Annotated in this window: 10 protein-coding genes; all 10 read right to left on the reverse strand. The window is 43.1% G+C overall.

Annotation, left to right across the window (positions count from 1 at the left end):
* Positions 1–53: 53 nt before the first annotated feature.
* The 10 genes from C6Y45_RS13710 to C6Y45_RS13760 all read right to left on the reverse strand — a co-directional run bounded on the left by C6Y45_RS13710 (position 54) and on the right by C6Y45_RS13760 (position 14,625).
* Positions 54–1,169 carry a CaiB/BaiF CoA transferase family protein gene (locus C6Y45_RS13710; RefSeq protein ID WP_107585812.1) on the reverse strand — a complete coding sequence of 372 codons (1,116 nt, stop codon included), beginning with the start codon at positions 1,167–1,169 and terminating at the stop codon, positions 54–56.
* Positions 1,170–1,221: 52 nt separating this feature from the next.
* Positions 1,222–2,784 (reverse strand): fatty acid--CoA ligase, encoded by a 1,563-nt coding sequence (locus C6Y45_RS13715; protein WP_107585801.1) that lies wholly within the window; start codon positions 2,782–2,784, stop codon positions 1,222–1,224.
* Between the two features lie 18 nt (positions 2,785–2,802).
* The gene (locus tag C6Y45_RS13720) at positions 2,803–3,249 is read right to left on the reverse strand and encodes a MaoC/PaaZ C-terminal domain-containing protein (protein WP_107585802.1); all 447 of its coding nucleotides are present in this window, start codon (positions 3,247–3,249) and stop codon (positions 2,803–2,805) included.
* A 68-nt stretch (positions 3,250–3,317) separates the two neighbouring features.
* Entirely contained in the window at positions 3,318–4,469 is a 1,152-nt protein-coding gene (locus C6Y45_RS13725) for a thiolase family protein (RefSeq protein WP_107585803.1), read from the reverse strand.
* Between the two features lie 27 nt (positions 4,470–4,496).
* Positions 4,497–5,642 (reverse strand): acyl-CoA dehydrogenase family protein, encoded by a 1,146-nt coding sequence (locus C6Y45_RS13730; protein WP_107585804.1) that lies wholly within the window; start codon positions 5,640–5,642, stop codon positions 4,497–4,499.
* 403 nt (positions 5,643–6,045) lie between these two features.
* Entirely contained in the window at positions 6,046–6,186 is a 141-nt protein-coding gene (locus C6Y45_RS17645; protein WP_160058394.1) for a hypothetical protein, read from the reverse strand.
* A gap of 494 nt (positions 6,187–6,680) precedes the next feature.
* Complete coding sequence (locus C6Y45_RS13735; RefSeq protein ID WP_107585805.1) at positions 6,681–8,210, reverse strand: class I adenylate-forming enzyme family protein; 1,530 nt, start codon at positions 8,208–8,210, stop codon at positions 6,681–6,683.
* A 280-nt stretch (positions 8,211–8,490) separates the two neighbouring features.
* The gene (locus C6Y45_RS13740; protein ID WP_170098745.1) at positions 8,491–10,557 is read right to left on the reverse strand and encodes a sigma-54-dependent Fis family transcriptional regulator; all 2,067 of its coding nucleotides are present in this window, start codon (positions 10,555–10,557) and stop codon (positions 8,491–8,493) included.
* A 549-nt stretch (positions 10,558–11,106) separates the two neighbouring features.
* On the reverse strand, positions 11,107–11,874 hold the full coding sequence (locus C6Y45_RS13750; RefSeq protein WP_107585807.1) for a 3-hydroxyacyl-CoA dehydrogenase: 768 nt from the start codon (positions 11,872–11,874) through the stop codon (positions 11,107–11,109).
* Between the two features lie 2,067 nt (positions 11,875–13,941).
* The gene (locus tag C6Y45_RS13760) at positions 13,942–14,625 is read right to left on the reverse strand and encodes a DNA alkylation repair protein (protein WP_107585809.1); all 684 of its coding nucleotides are present in this window, start codon (positions 14,623–14,625) and stop codon (positions 13,942–13,944) included.
* Positions 14,626–14,938: the final 313 nt, after the last annotated feature.

Below are 14,938 nucleotides of genomic sequence, written 5' to 3' on the forward strand. Positions count from 1 at the left end.
AGTGTTTTTTATTGAATTGGGTAAACTTTCAACTGCTCTCTTAAAGCTATCCCCTATTTTTTACACGGTACGACCGTTTTATTCAGCAGATCATTTATTTCTTTTGAATGCTCTCCTAATTCGGGCGGAGGTGAGGCCTGTTTCAAGGAAGGTTCGGGCTGTGTCAGTACCTGCTTGAGACCCCACTCTGTATCCGTGAATCTTCCTCTTCCTCTAAAGTAAACAGAATCAGCCAGCTCCTTTGTTTCCAATACCGGTGTTAAGCAGCAGTCTGTTGCCAGGCCGAATTCTGTCCACTCTTTTAAACTTCTCCCTGCAAATAATTCTTTCATTTCCTGGAAAGCAGCGTTCTTTTCTTCTGCAGAAGCTAAATGTTTCCCGATCAGATCCTTTCTTCCGACACCTTCACAAAAGTTAATCCAGAATTTCTTTTCCAGCGCGGCGAGACTGACGAAACGTTCATCTTTCGTTTGATAAATTTTATAAGAAACAACTTCCCCTCCAAGAAGGGAAATCCCGTCCTGCTTCCCCTTTTCCTGATCATACAGGAGATGATTGGTCATAAAGGAAGCCATCACATCGGTAATAGCGAGGTCGATATAACTCCCTTCTCCTGTACGTTCTTTTTTCAGCAGAGCACTTAAAATGGCTTCATTCGCTGCAATGCCGCCGATCAGATCAGCAAATGTATTCGTAGGATCAACTGGTTCCCCGCTTTTTGATTTTAACTGGGCCAGAGCTCCGCTTAAAGCCATATAATTTAAGTCGTGACTGCCGAGAGAACTCATTTCCCCGGACTGTCCGTATCCGGAAATAGAACAGTAAATCAGGGAGGGGTTCTCTTGTTTGACACGCCGGTAATCAATGCCGAGTTTTTTGGAAATTCCCGGCCGGAAGCTTTCAATAACCACATCGGCACTTTTAATTAAACTTCTCGCTGTTTCCTGATCGTCCGTGTCTTTTAAATTTAAGGTAATGCTTTTTTTACTGCGGTTATTTGCGAGAAAAACAAGACCCGTACCATCTTTTTTACCCCCCATGCTCCGGGCCGGGTCTCCAGCTGGCGGCTCTACTTTGATAATTTCTGCACCAAGATCTGCTAAACGAAGCGTTGCATACGGCCCCGGCAGATAGAAGGAGAAATCAATGACTCGTAAACCATCAAGCATGTACATGCTCCTTTCTCTTTTAAAGATGCAGCTCAGCAGTCCCTTCAATCATTTATCCTCTTGATGCTGCTTCCTCCAGTTTTTTTCTCAACAGAAATTTCTGCATTTTCCCGCTCGCATTCCTCGGAAGCTCCTCCATAAAAATATAGCGCCGCGGTCTTTTATACCCGGCTAAAGCTGCACTGTCCCTGCAGTATTCGTCCAACTTTTCCTCGGTGAGATCCGGATCCTTTTTCACGATGATTGCTGTTACCTTTTCCCCCCACGTTTCATCAGGCTCCCCTATCACCGCCGCATCAAGGATCCCAGGATGCGTATAGAGAACATCCTCGACTTCCCGGGGATAAATGTTTTCACCGCCGCTGATTATCATGTCATCCACTCTGTCAGCAATCCACAAATACCCGTCTTCATCAAAGTTTCCAATGTCTCCGGAATAATACCATCCTTCGTAAAGAGCGTTTTTCGTGGCATCTTCCCGATTAAAATACCCCGGCATAACGCACGGTCCCCGGACAATGATTTCTCCGTTTTCCCCCGGCTCAACGGTATCATCCGGTTCAGACCTTCCTCCTTCTCTTGGCCGTACAACACGGATTTCATGATTTAAAATAGCTTTCCCGGCTGCCCCGGCTTTTGTTATCTGTTCATCTTCCGTTAAAAAAGTGACTGCAGGCCCCATTTCCGTCATACCGTAAGCCTGAATCAAGCTCGTTTGAAACTTTTCATGAATTTTGTGGACGAGCGCCGGTGCCATCGGCGCTGCTCCGTACAAACCTAAACGTAAAGACTTCAGATTATAGTTGGACAGATCTTCCTGAAGCATCATATTCCACATGGTGGGCGCAGAGAAAAAGATAGAAATTTTCTCCTCTTCTATCAGCTGCAGTGTCTGTTTTGGCTCAAAGTGATGGGTGATAACATTCGACGCCCCGATATGGACTCTCGGAAGGAAAGCACAATGAAGTTCTGCGCAGTGAAACATCGGCGCGGTAACGAGTCCCCTGTCATTCGCTGTAAGTTTCGTACCGGATATTAAAATTAGACTCTGCTCCACCATCTCCCTATGGCGGTGCATCACCCCTTTCGGACGGCCTGTCGTACCGCTCGTGTACATAATGGCGTAGAGGTCATCTTCATTCACCTCCATATCCGGGCGGGTGTCACGGGCACTTTCAACTTCGTTATGATAATCTGCTGCGAAATCCGGCACTTCCTGATCTACAAACCAGAAGGAAGTTTCCGGGAGTTCCGCGTGAATCGCTTCCACTTGTTTTAACAGTGCTTTTTCAAATAGAACGACCTTCGGCTCCGCGTCTTCTAAAATAAACTTCAGTTCCTCAGCGGACAGACGGAAGTTAACCGGATTAAACACCGCCCCGATTTTTGCACAGGCAAAGTAAACAGTTGCGAGCTCCTCGGTATTGAATAAAAATGTCGATACACGGTCTCCCTTATTAACTCCGGCCTTTATTAGAGCATTGGCTGATTTGTTAATCTGCCGGTCCCATTCTTTGTAGCTGTACCGGATATTTTTCTGAACATAATACAGGGCTTCCTTATCAGGGTACTTCTGGACCGTCTGCTCAAATAATGTACCAATTGTTGTAGACATAATTTTCCCCTCCACTTTTTAATTTGACTGCTCACGGGAACCTGCCACTACGACATCCGTAAAAAATGTCAAAACTGTTTTCTCCTTCTGGTTTTTCACATCAAAATATAAGGTGACAACGCCTCTGTTTTTTTGATCATCAGCTGCTATTTTGGTCACCTGAATGTCCGCCTTCAAATAATCTTTCGGATACACGGGTCTCTTCCACCGGATCTCATCCGCTCCTAAACCGCCGATGCAGTCTTCTCCAAGCACATCCAATTTAATAAACTCGGCCCAGACTTTCCCTATCGTATGAAAGCCGGAAGCAATAATGTCGTTAAAATGACTTTTGTCTGCGCGCTTTTCATCAACATGAAAGTATTGAGGATCGTACTGGTCGGCAAATGTCATAATTTCTTCTTTTGTCATAAAGACCGCGGGTGTCTGGAACAGCTGTCCTTCTGAAAAATCTTCGTATGTCATTTATTCCCACCTCTTTTATAAGTACTGAATTTTCCGACGAATTCAATTGCAGCTTGTCCAGTCGAGCATTAATCGATCCTTTCAATAATAGTGGCGTTAGCCATCCCATGCCCTTCACACATCGTCTGCAGACCGGTACGTCCTCCAGTTCTTTCAAGCTCATGAAGCATGGAAATCATTAACCGGACACCGCTTGCCCCAAGAGGATGTCCCAAAGCAATCGCTCCTCCATTAGGATTCAGTTTCTGCGGATCTGCTTCTGTTTCTTCAAGCCATGCAAGCGGCACCGAAGAAAAGGCCTCATTTACTTCAAATACGTCAATGTCATTGATCGCCAGCCCTGCTTTTTTCAGCGCGAGGTCCGTTGCCGGAATAGGCCCTGTCAGCATCAGCGTAGGATCTGAACCGACGACGACTCTCGTACTGATTTTAGCGCGGGGCTTTAATCCGAGTTCTTCGGCTTTCTCCCGTGACATAATCAGGACGGCCCCGGCTCCATCACTGATCTGGCTGGAGTTTCCCGGGTGAATCACGCCGTCTTTATCAAACGAGGGCTGCAGGCTGCTTAATTTTTCCCTCGACGTATCTTTTCTCGTCCCTTCATCTTCACGAAGCGTCACGGTGGAGCCGTCGGGAAGAGTCACTTCTACGGGTACGATTTCTTTTTTAAACCGTCCTTCCTGCTGCGCCTGAACAGCTTTTTCATGACTTTCCAATGAGAATTGATCCAATTGATCACGGGTGAAGCTCCACTTTTCGGCTATTCGTTCAGCCGACAGACCCTGGTGAATGATTTCATGACGTTTTTTTAATTCTTCACTTAACGGGGCTTCCTGGTAATTGGATCCCATAGGTACTCGGGACATATTTTCCACACCGGCCGCAATCACGATATCCATGTCGCCGCTCAAAATAGCCTGGGAAGCAAAATGAACAGCCTGCTGGCTGGAGCCGCACTGCCGGTCGATCGTTGTTCCCGGCACTTTATTTGGAAAGCCGGCTATAAGCGCTGCGACTCTTCCTATGTCCCCGGCCTGTTCGCCGGACTGCGTGACACATCCCATAATGACATCTTCCACCTGCTCAGCGGAGATGCCCGCGCGCTGCACTACTTCTTTCAGCACAATGGCTGCTAATTCATCCGGACGGATATGCTGCAGTGTTCCTTTTCTTTTTCCTACCGGTGTCCGGACTGCTTCCACAATGACAGCTTCTCTCATCATAAAAATCTCCTTTTACTTTGTTTTTTATAACCCCATATTTTTTGCGATGATTGTTTTCATAATTTCATTTGTTCCGGCGTATATTGCTGCGACCGGGGCGTCTTTGAAGCGCCTTGCAATTTCGTATTCTTCCATATAACCGTAGCCCCCGTGTAACTTCATGCACTGTGCGGCCGTTTCGTTAAGTACTTCCGTGGATTTCCACTTGGCCATCGACACCTGTGTAACAATATCTTCCCCTGCCATATGTTTGGCGATAAGCTGGTCCAGGTATACTCTTCCCATGTCAATATCTGTAGCCAGCTCCACCAGCTTGAACTGGGTGTTTTGAAATTTACTTACCGGCTGTCCGAATGCTTTTCTCGATTTCACGTATTCCTTTGTCATTTCAAGCATCTTTTCGGCAGAAACCTGCGCTGAAATCGCAACGAGAAGCCGTTCCTGCTGAAGTTTTTCCATTAAGTATTTAAAGCCCTTTCCTTCTTCCCCTATCAAATTTTCTTTCGGCACAAGGCAGTCTTCAAAAATCAGCTCTGCTGTATCCTGGCTGTGGCAGCCGACTTTATTTAATTTTCTGCCTCTGGAAAAGCCCGGAGTGTCACGTGCCACGATAAGCAGGCTCACCCCTTTATGCTTTGGTTCCGCCTGCGGATCTGTTTTACAGGCAACAAGAACTAAATCGGAATGAATACCATTCGTTATAAAAGTTTTCTGGCCGTTTAATCGGTAATGATCTCCTTCCAGAATAGCTGTCGTTTTTATATTAGCCACGTCAGAACCTGTACCAGGCTCGGTCATGGCAAGGGCAGTGATTGCTTCGCCGGAAGCACTTTTCGGCAGCCAGCGCTGTTTCTGTTCTTCTGTCCCGTAACTCGTGATGTAGGGAATGACAATGTCGTTATGAAGGCTGAGGCCGATCATGCTCGTTCCGACCCTCTCCAGTTCTTCATTAATAACTACTGAAAAGCCCCAGTCCACACCTGAACCGCCATATTTTTCGTCTATATCGGGACAAAGAAACCCCTGCTCCCCCATCTTCTCCCAGAAAGAACGAGGAATCATACGCTGCTCTTCCCATTTCTCATAGTAAGGATATGCCTCCTGTTCTAAAAACTTACGCAGTCCTTTCCGGAAAATATCGTGGTCTTCCGTTAAATAAGCATGCTCCATTTTCCTATCTCCAATCTGTCTTTTAATAAGTTAGTAAAGTTAAACAACATAGTGCGACAATATTTCATTCGATTTCGATTCAAATAGCAGCTAAATATGTTGAACTTAATAATCAGGTATCGCTTCTGTAACGACTCGCTTTCGTTTCTATGGGGAAGCTTTCCGGGCGGGCCGGCCTCAGCTAATCCCTTCCTCCCTAAGGTCGGGCGGGATGGATCTTCGACTCGACCTCATTCGCCCCGGAGTCGCCCCATAGCTCTCCAGCGGCCTGTGCTCCTTATCTGTTTCTTCCGGCAGGAACTCTCTGACGTTCAAAAGGATAGCACTTTAATAAGGAAGACTACTTTCAAGGTCAAACATACTGTCTATATACATATTAAGTTCAATGTATATAGGTTAAAGTTTACTGGTTATTACTGAAGGAAACTTCCCTATCAACCGGCAGGCCTGCTATGGAGGAGATTTTCGGATAGGCTGCGCCCTGCGGGATCTTCCAATCTCCTTCTTCCACAGGCGTCCGCCGGTTTCCGCTTCGTTTTTTCACAGTAAAAGAAAAGTTCTACTTTTCATGAACGCTGTTCTTTCTTCCTTAAAACCGATGCCCGGGCAGAGACGCTTGTGGAAGCCCACAGATACTCCCAAACGGAGGACAGCCGCAGGCGAACCCGGAGCTTTGACAGAAACACTCATGTACAATCACTGCACCTGGACAAATAATAAGGTCCTTCTCCAGTAAGGTTTTCTCCTATCCAAACAGATAGAACGAAGCGTGATTATGAGCAGTCTTTTTTCATAATAAGCTATAGTGAACATGGAGGGACTCCAGAGCGAGCAAGGCCGAGCCGAAGATCCATTCCATTCGACTAGAGGAGAATGGAATTAGCTGATGCCGGACCGCTTGGAAAGCCTCTCCATGGTAACGAAAGCAGACGTTCATTTTTTTCAAGGCACCCATTACAATAAAAGAGTTTCAGCTTAATAAACGAATTGCTCTCTTACTTAAAAAGCACGCTCCGCTTTTTCCAAAACAGCTGACTATTATTCAGCTTCTGCTTTCTGAAACTTCGTCCGCAGCTGGTATTTTAAAATTTTCCCTGAAGCGTTTCTCGGGAGCTGCTGTTCAATAATAATTTCCCGTGGCACTTTATATCCCGCGAGTTTCTTTCTGCAGAACTGCTTAAGCTCCTGTGCGTCAATAACGGCTCCTTCTTTCGGGACAACAACAGCCGTCACTGCTTCCCCCCACACTTCATCGGGGAGGCCGATCGTGGCTGCGTCGATTACATAAGGATGCTCGTACAGGACGTTTTCCACTTCGATAGAATATACATTTTCCCCACCGGAAATGATCATATCCTTTTTCCGGTCGACTAACGTGATAAATCCTTCGTCATCCTTAACAGCCAGGTCCCCTGTATGAAGCCATCCATTTCTCAATGCTTTTTTCGTTTCTTCCGGTTTCCGGTAGTACTCTTTCATAATCGTTTCCCCGCGGAGAATAAATTCACCGACTGACCCGGGTTTCACGTCCTCCCCCGTGTCATCAACGACCCGTGCTTCCGTCATAAAAAAAGGCTTCCCACCCTTGCCGAGGTGCTTTTTGTGTCCTTCAGGATCGAGAAGTATGCCTCCCGGGCCCGCTTCGGTTAAGCCGCATAAGTTAAAGAATCGGTCTGTTTGAAACAGCTTCATACTCCGGCTGATGATTTCCGGGGCCATGGGAGCCGCTCCATAGCCGCAGCGCTTGATCGACGACAAATCGTAATGTTGTGCATTCGGAACCTGCAGCAGAAAATTATACATCGCCGGAACGCCAAAGAAATGAGTGATTTTATGCTCCTCAATCGCTTCCAGTGTTTTAATTGGATCAAAGTCCCGGTGAATAACATGATAGGCCCCTAAAATTACCCCTGATACGAGGAACAGATTCAGCTGAACCGAATGAAAAAGCGGTGCAATATGCAGAAACCTGTCATGCTGATTAATCTCCATCCCTGTTATCATCGTTAAACCGACATTAAATATGCGGCGGTGATCAAACAATGCTCCTTTCGGTTTCCCGGTTGTGCCGGACGTATACAAAATTTCCAGGTCATCCGTTTCAGCAACTTCCAATTCCGGATTTTCTTTTTTCTTCGATAAAACGTAACTGTAGGAGAGATGAGTCGGGACTTTCGGTTTTCCTGTCGTAATGATCGAGCGGATCGTTGTATTTTTGGATGCTTCCTCAATCAATTCACCGAATGCTTCATCGCCGATAACGACAGCGGTTTCAGACTGCTGAAAAATATACTGCACTTCGTCTTTTGTCAGCCTGAAATTCACCGGTACGATGACCGCTCCCAGTTTAGCCAGTGCGAAATAGGCAAAGACAAAGTAATCCGAGTTTTTCATGAGTAAGGCGGCTTTTTCACCCTTATTAATATTTGTATGATGAAGCAGTCCATGGGCTAATTTATTCACCTCCTCGTTAAACTGAAAATAGCTGTAGTCTCTTCCTTCACAGCTGAGAGCAGGTCTTTCACCAAAGTTACGGGCGTTTACTGATAAGTAGGAGCCAATGTCCAATCGTCTGCCTCCTTTCAGTTTGTCATTGTTATCAATATTTTTACGAAAGAGTTCAAATGTAAGCGGATACATATTATTTATTATGCAAGTACTATGCCAATAATTTGAAATGATAATCCTCCCGTTTTCTCACGGACACTCAGCCGGCTGACTCCGCTTTGTTAACGGGAATTTCACTCAAATCATCCGAGACTCCCGCCATTAATAATTTGCTGCTCCCTGTTTTATACTGCAGTAAAATAAAACAACAAAGAAAAAAAGCGTCCATAATATGGACACTTTACTGCAATTGGTATTTTTTTAGTTTTTCGTATAAACCTGAACGGCTGATACCTAACAGACGGGCTGCTTTTGTTTTATTTCCGTCCGCTGCAAAAATTGCTTTTTCAACCGCAGTACGTTCAGCCGATGCTGCCATCTTGATGGATGGATCCCCATTACCTGCCTGCTTTACTTTATCAACGATGTATTCCGTGATATCTTCCACCTGTATTTTGCCGTTTTCCGCAAACGTCATCGCCCGTTCCAACACGTTTCTTAACTCCCTTACATTTCCCGGCCAGTCATAATTGATCAGTACATGCTGCGCTTCTTCCTCTATTCCGGTAATACTGGAGCCAAGCATGCGGTTTAAACTTTCCATTAATACTTCTGTTAATAAAAGAATATCGTTCTTACGTTCCCGCAGAGGAGGGATCTGCAGAGAAATAACGTTTAATCTGTAGTATAAGTCTTCACGAAATTCGCCCGTTTCCACCATTTCTTCGAGCGGCCGGTTTGTAGCAGCAATAATCCGTACGTCTACATGCACCCGCTCCGTTCCACCTACACGGTAAAATTCACGCTCCTGCAGCACCCGCAGTAATTTCGACTGCAGCCCATAGGACATGTCACCGATTTCATCCAGAAAAAGTGTGCCCCCATCCGCCAGGTCGAATTTTCCGATTTTCCCTTTCTGCCTGGCACCTGTAAATGCTCCGTCCTCATATCCAAAAAACTCTGACTCAAGGAGGTGTTCCGGTATCGCTGCACAGTTGACGATGACAAATTTCCCGTCCCTCCGTACACTGCTGCTGTGAATGGCGTGGGCAAACAGCTCTTTTCCCGTGCCGCTTTCACCGCGTATTAAAACAGTGGATCGTCCTTTCGCTGCTTTATCTGCACTTTTTTTCAATTTTTCTACATATGGATCATTGCTGATAATTTGATCCCACGTAAAACGGGACGTCTCTGACTGCTGTAATTGTTTTTGATAATAGGCTGCCTTATTTTCGACCTTTTCTATTTTCTTCAGTAATGCACTCACTTCGTTTAACTGCCGGAACATCACTTTACCTAAGACGCCTATTATCTCTCCGTCCTGCTTAATTGGGATCTTATTAATGATATACTTAATCCCGTTTATCTCCATGAAATCACTCAGCTCGGCTTCTCCTGATTTAAAAACCGTACCTAAATTTAACTGTGGCAGTACTTTATTGATAGATTTGTGGAGCAGCTGCTCCCGGTTTAAATTAAATAAATCCAAAAGCGGCGGACTGGCCATCGTCACTTTGTTTTTAGTGTTAATCATCAGCATGCCGTCATAAGCCGAATCAATAGCCGTATCCAGCGTCTGTTTTAAATTTTTCACTGTCTGCAGTTCTTCCGCCATCTGCTCTACTTCCGTCGTAGTCTGAAACAGCGCGATCATCCCTTTTGACCCGGTTACTGTTTTATATCTGGACAGCCGGAGCATTGTCTGGTCTTCTCCTACAGACACTTTCGGTACATAACTTGAATTTTCAATGTTTGTATTTACCTTTGGGAAAAGAACAGGAAAAGACTGACCGGCCAGATCTTCTTTCGTTTGTTTACTCATAGAGGAAAATTTATCATTCACATAAATGATTCTCTTTTCTCCGTCAGTCATTACTACGCCAAGCTGTGAGCTTTCTAAAATCGTTTCCAGCTGCTCTTTCAGCATGTTGGAAGAGCGGAGCAGTGCTTTTACCATATCCGTTTTTCTCAGCAGGCCGATCACACGCTCGTCGCTGTCTACTACAATTCCTGTCCCTACCTCGCTTTTTTCCACTATTTCTTTCAGATACTCATAGGAAGCAGTATGGGAAATAGTAACTGTATCTTTTTTTATGTACGCTCCAATGGGTTCAGTAAGTGCTTTCTCCTCCAGTACCATTTGAAACAGTCTGCTTTTTGTAAAAACCCCTTCAAGCTTCCCATCAGAGTCCGTCACAGGAATGATATTCCACTTTGTTTCATTCATTATTTCCACCGCTTCATTCAAGGAAGCCGTTTTATTTATTGTACGATGAACGGGTGTCATTATTTCTTTCAGGTCAGCCACATTACCACCCTCCTTTGCAACTTCTCTCCTACCATATTATAACAAAGAAATCGCTTTCATTAGAATGTTTCTGCAGCTTTTCCGGTAAGAATTAAATTATTATTTACAGGGAGAATTCTTTGTACATCTGGAAATGCACGACACGAGTGGGTGAAGAGATCTCCGTTTCCAATGGACGCTTTCCCGAGGGCTTGTCTTCAGCTAACTTTCGCGAAAAAATTCTTTCGCAAAAGTGGATCCTCAGACTGCGCTTCATCCTCCGGGAGTCGCCATTCTTCACTGCGATCAATTATTAATATCTTTATGAGATACAGAAAAATTAATAACACTTGTTCATTTTTTCTGTTAAATCGATGTTGATGAGAACAGGAAAAACTCTGCTTAAGACCTGCCGTTTTTCTGCGGCAGTCGAAGAAAGAAAGAGGTACAGAAACACTTACTTCCACCAGAAACTTTAAAATAGCCTTCCTATTAAAAACTATGATGAATCCGATTACTATAATAAAAAAACAGAGAGACTTATTGATCTCTCTGTTTTTAATCAAATTATTATTTTGGCTGCATTCTGATCGCTCCGTCAAGCCGGATTACTTCTCCATTCAGCATGGAATTTTCGATGATGGACTGGGCTAACTTAGCGTACTCAGCTGGTTCGCCAAGGCGGGAAGGGTATGGCGTCATCGCTCCTAAAGCATCTTTTGCTTCTTCAGGAAGGGAGGAAAACATCGGCGTATTAAATATTCCAGGGGCAATCGCCATTACTCTTATTCCGTGGACAGCGAGTTCACGGGCTGTTGGTAATGTTAAGCCGACGATTCCACCTTTGGAAGCGCTGTAGGCAGCCTGTCCGATCTGACCTTCAAAAGCGGCCACAGATGCCGTATTAATAATTACTCCTTCTTTCCCCTTTTCAAGTAACTTATTATTTGCCATATGTTCCGCTGCCAGCCTTATTACATTAAAAGTTCCTATTAAGTTCACCTGGATTACTTTAGTAAATGACTGCAGATCGTGCACTCCCTTCCTGCCGTACACTTTTTTCGCCACGCCGAGTCCCGCACAGTTTACTACTGTGTTAATGGATCCAAACTTGTCTATCGTTTGTGTCAAAGCTTGCTGAACACTATCTTCATCTGTCACATCCGTTTCAATAAAAATAACGTTTTCGCCTAACTCCTCTGCTAAGTTTTCTCCTTTTTCGGTATTTAAATCCAAAATTGCCGCTCTGCCACGATTTCCGATAATATTTCTCACTACGGCCTCACCGAGTCCGGAAGCACCGCCTGTTACTACCGCAATGGAATCATTAATATTCATTTTTTTCCCCTCCTATTAAATATTTCACTGTTCCCACTAATAAATAATGCAATTTCCGTACCAGTTTTTTAAAAGGAAAGATGATCATTCCCACATTTACTGCGGACAGAGTAGTGAAAAGGAAAAACTTTTTTATAGATAAAGAAAACCAGCTTTTATTTCTTAGCTTAAGGAGGAGATATGTCCAAAAAACGGACAGTAGAATTTCTACATCATGGACATTCCGGGAACAGCACGTTTGCCGTTCAAATTTTTCATAAATTTTTTTTGAACAACAAATCCCCTGAACAACCTGAAACCCCGCCACGAAAGGAAAAATCCACAAAATATTCGATTTTGGTATATTTAACGTTTTATGTTAAATGACGAATAGATAATCACCCAAGCTGCCGCTGCCATATTTTCAAGGAGACACATCCTTCAATTATATTTATTTTTAAAAATTTTTCGGTTATGAAGTTCCCCTAAACACCTTGAATGCCCGCCACAGAGGGGAAAATCGGCGTAATATTCGATTTTGGTATATTTATAATTTTATGTTATAATATTTAGTCTTTTTTCGAATAACTGAGATTTCCCACCCTAACATTTTTCTTTAACTACAGACCCCCGAGTGCCCTATGATTAATTTTTTATTTCGTCAATCTCCACTAACACTTTAAAACGCTGTTACACCAGGGAAAATTGATATAATATTCGATTTTGGTATATTTCTATATTTATGTTAATGAATTCTCTGCACCAGCTCTCGCCTCCACTTCTGATATAAAGAGGCTTACAGGGCAGTAGATCCTACGTTTATTTTTAAATATTTTTAGCCTCAAATTTCTCTAATCACTTTAAAACACTGTCATGACAGGAAAAATAGACTTTATATTCGATTTTGGTATATTTATTATTTTGTGTTATGAAGATAAAAATTTCACAGCCACCCGGTCTCCATTTCCAGTCTTAAACTATGGACTTTCGAGAGTCCCTTAATTATTAATTAAATTTCTTTATAAAATTTACAGATCGAATCCCCCTGCACACTCTTTAAATACCTTCACATCAAGGAAAATCGGTATAATATTCGATTTTGGTATATTTTATTTATTGTGTTAAAAGGCGAAAATATAAGTGCCCACTCTCACAGTATCTGTATTTTCAGCAAGAATCTTAAGGAAGCCACATCCCTGATTTAAATTTCTTTTGAAAATATTTTTTTCGGTTATGAAGTTCTCTAAACACCTTAAATGCCCGCTATGACAGGAAAAACCGACTTAATATTCGATTTTGGTATATTTCTTTTATTGTGTTATATAGAGGTGAAATTTTGCGGACAAATAATGCTTCCCAGTCTCCATTTCTTCTCTGGATCTGTGGACTTTCGAGCGTCCTATAATTACTGTTTAAATTTATTTATAAATTTTTTTAGCTATGATTTTCCTTAAATCCCCTTTAAATACCGTCACACCAGTAAAAATCGGTATAATATTCGATTTTGGTATATTTTTATTTTTATGTTAATGAACTATCTGCCCGCTCTTACCTTCATTTCTTAAATCAGGAAACTTGCATGGCAGTAGATTTACCGTTTAATTTTTAAATGTTTTGGCCTTAAACTTCGTTGAGCACTCTTAAAACACTGTCATAATAGGAAAAGTTGACTAAATATTCGATTTTGGTATATTTTATTTTTCGTGTTAATGGGTGAGCAGAACATAAGTAAATAATGGTTTCCCTGCAGTCTCCGGCTCGCACGCTACTATAGTATGGATAAACCAGGGCCCTGCATTCGGCACCTTAATTTTTTATAATTAATTTTTGATCACCAGGCTTCTTAAACACTCTTAAAACCCCGCCACGAAAGGAAAAACCGTCATAATATTCGATTTTGGTATATTTTAAGATATGTGTTATATGATTAGGTACGGATAAGCTTCTTGAGCTTTTTTTATTTTGCTATTAATTTTTAATGCTAAAAACGCAGACGGAGCTCCAAATGCCCCGCCTGCGTTTTTCGCCTGATTTTACCTATACGTATTCTCTGAAGAGATTTTCATGAATTGAACGATAACCTCTTTTTCAGCGCCGTTTCATTTTCCGGATAGACATTTTCGTTTCCTTACTGACACGCGTGGATTCTGTAATTTTCTGCAAAGATTTATTGTGCGTAAAATCATCCAACGTATTGTTTTTCAAAAATTCCCCGGTGCTGTCCGGAAATTTGATGTAACAAATCGATACCGCCCAGGCCACGGCCATTTTTGCATAAAACCCTTCATGGTTTATCTGGTCCAGGTGATTTAAGACACTATCTAAATAATTCTCCTCCACGTAAAAATTCAAAAGCATAACAACGCCGAAACGCACCTCATATTCTCTTTCAGAAACTAAATACGGCTGAATAAACTTCCAGACGCGCTCTTTATTATTCTTGGTGAATTTAAGGCTGGAGCAGAAGCTGTCACATACGGACCAGTTATTAATTTTGGGAACGAAAGCTGCAACGTAATACAGCTTGTCTTCCACTTCGGCGTCTGCGTATCCAATAATCATGCCCTGAAGCATCGTTTCTTCAAAGTATTCATCTTCGTTTTCTTCAAGATATGTGCGCCAGTCCTTTTTGGCTGTTTCTTTGGCGATTTTTCGAAGTTCCGGCAGCCTTACACCCAGCACGTTATCGACATTTGGTATCAGTGAAGCCGCAAATTTTTGATAGTTGGTATCTACACTTTCAAAAAGCTGTTTTCGAATGGCATTTTTCATAGTTCTCTCCTCTTTTTGCATAGTAGTCCCGATGGTTTCTGGCCGGATGATTATATTATTTCATAAATAACGGACGAGTGGAGTATCGGGAACCCGGCCCCGAGATAACCTTTCTGAAGATTAATGGCGGGTGTATAATGATTAATTCACCGGTGACAAAAGCTTACAAAGATTAATCACGCCCTTATAACTCTCCGGCCCCCTAATTCCTTTGGACAAAGTAAGACCAGTTCCTTATACTAAGTAAAACCAAAGGAGGTGAACCGGGATGGGTGATAAAGAAGGAGCGATCGAAGAACTCAAAAAGAAATAT

Source organism: Alkalicoccus saliphilus (assembly GCF_003044065.1).
Taxonomy (GTDB): domain Bacteria; phylum Bacillota; class Bacilli; order Bacillales; family Salisediminibacteriaceae; genus Alkalicoccus; species Alkalicoccus saliphilus.

Excerpts from the sequence above, each read along its gene's own strand:
- C6Y45_RS13710 (WP_107585812.1), bottom strand. The coding sequence starts at position 1,169 with ATGCTTGATGGTTTACGAGTCATTGATTTCTCCTTCTATCTGCCGGGG.
- C6Y45_RS13715 (WP_107585801.1), bottom strand. The coding sequence starts at position 2,784 with ATGTCTACAACAATTGGTACATTATTTGAGCAGACGGTCCAGAAGTAC.
- C6Y45_RS13720 (WP_107585802.1), bottom strand. The coding sequence starts at position 3,249 with ATGACATACGAAGATTTTTCAGAAGGACAGCTGTTCCAGACACCCGCG.
- C6Y45_RS13725 (WP_107585803.1), bottom strand. The coding sequence starts at position 4,469 with ATGAGAGAAGCTGTCATTGTGGAAGCAGTCCGGACACCGGTAGGAAAA.
- C6Y45_RS13730 (WP_107585804.1), bottom strand. The coding sequence starts at position 5,642 with ATGGAGCATGCTTATTTAACGGAAGACCACGATATTTTCCGGAAAGGA.
- C6Y45_RS13750 (WP_107585807.1), bottom strand. The coding sequence starts at position 11,874 with ATGAATATTAATGATTCCATTGCGGTAGTAACAGGCGGTGCTTCCGGA.
- C6Y45_RS13760 (WP_107585809.1), bottom strand. The coding sequence starts at position 14,625 with ATGAAAAATGCCATTCGAAAACAGCTTTTTGAAAGTGTAGATACCAAC.